This is a genomic window from Pseudomonas sp. SID14000 (assembly GCF_002165135.1).
Classification (GTDB): Bacteria; Pseudomonadota; Gammaproteobacteria; order Pseudomonadales; family Pseudomonadaceae; genus Aquipseudomonas.
Genome location: NZ_NFZQ01000038.1, coordinates 1 through 1,428 on the forward strand (window position 1 = coordinate 1; position 1,428 = coordinate 1,428).

The following is a 1,428-nucleotide window of genomic DNA, read 5'->3' on the forward strand; positions in this document are numbered from 1 at the left end:
TGGACTGCCCCCGAAAAGTTGGACAGTTTTAGCCAGTAGCCTGAGTCCTGTAGCTGACAGGGCTCAGGCCATTGAGTTTCAGCCTGATGCGGTCATGGTTGTAGTAATGGATGTACTCCTCCAGGCCTGCCTTCAGCTCTTCGACGCTTTCAAAGCGCTTCAGGTAGAAGAACTCTGACTTCAGTGTGCCGAAGAAGCTTTCCATCGCTGCATTATCCAGACAATTACCCTTGCGAGACATGCTCTGCTTCACACCGCGCGCTGCGAGCTTATGGCGGTATTGGGGCTGCTGGTAATGCCATCCTTGATCTGAGTGGATCACTAGCTTGGGCTTTTCACCCAACCCATCGAGCGCCTTTTCCAGCATGTTCCCGACCAAGCCATAGGTAGGCCGGCAAGCTGTTTCATAGGCGATGATCTCACCGTTGTACAAGTCCATCACGGGCGACAGGTAGAGCTTTTGCTGGGCCACTTTGAACTCAGTGACATCGGTCACCCACTTCTGGTTGGGGCGTTGCGCAACGAAATTCCGCTCCAGCAAATTCATGGCCACCTTGCCGACAATGCCGCGATAGGATCGATACTTCTTCGGGCGTACAACGGACTGCAAACCAAGCTCAGCCATCAACCGTTCAATGACCTTCTTGTTGACCAAGGTCCCCTGGTTCCTGATGGCAAGGGCAATTCGGCGGTAGCCATACAGCCCTTTCTCCTCGTGATAGACACGCTGCACCAACTCCTTGAGCGAAGCGTGCCTGTCCGGCTTTTGCTGGCACTTGACCTGGTAATAAAAGGTACTGCGTGCCAACCCCACCATCTGCAAGAGGTCAAGCAGCGGATATTTATGCCTGAATTTGCAGACGATCAGGGCTTTTTCGTCCGTGTTCGCTCCTTCTCCTCTCGCAGAGCCTTTAACTCCTTTAGGACATCATTCTCCATGCGCAGATACTCGAGCTCGCTCAACAACTGCTCACGAGATTTCTCTGTGTCATTGGTGTCTGTCGGCTTGATGGGCTTAATTTTCTTCGGCACGGCTGATTTTCTTTGTTTGGCGAGAGTGGCTACAGGACTGCCACTGTAGTGCTGCCGCAGCCAAATGCCTATCTGTGAGGACTGTCCAAGGCCAAAGTGCGCCGCTGTTTGGCGCAAGGACAGGCGATGCTCAAGCATGTACTTGAGCACCTGCCGCTTGAATTCCTCGGTGTAGCGGCGACGATGCGAGCGAGGGCTGAGGCTGGCATCGACTTGGTAGCCAGCAACCCAGCGCCGAAGCAGGCTGAAATCGATGCCAAAGTGTTGTGCCACCTTGCGAAAGCCCCGGTTGCCCTCTAGGTAAGCGGTGATAGCCGTGAGCTTGAACTGCTCTGTGTATTTACCCATAGATCCCCCACGGGTTGGATTGGTGTCCAACTTCTTGGGGGCAGTCCA

General features: G+C 54.1%; 1 protein-coding gene. It reads right to left on the reverse strand.

Translation table 11 applies throughout. The annotated features are described in order from the left end of the window. Positions 1-28 precede the first annotated feature (28 nt). Positions 29-1,380 (reverse strand): IS3 family transposase gene (locus CAY82_RS24710; RefSeq protein WP_256576333.1). Its coding sequence is split into 2 segments (ribosomal slippage): positions 29-903 and positions 903-1,380, totalling 1,353 coding nucleotides; the frame shifts between segments, so codons are not numbered across the junction. Positions 1,381-1,428 lie beyond the last annotated feature (48 nt).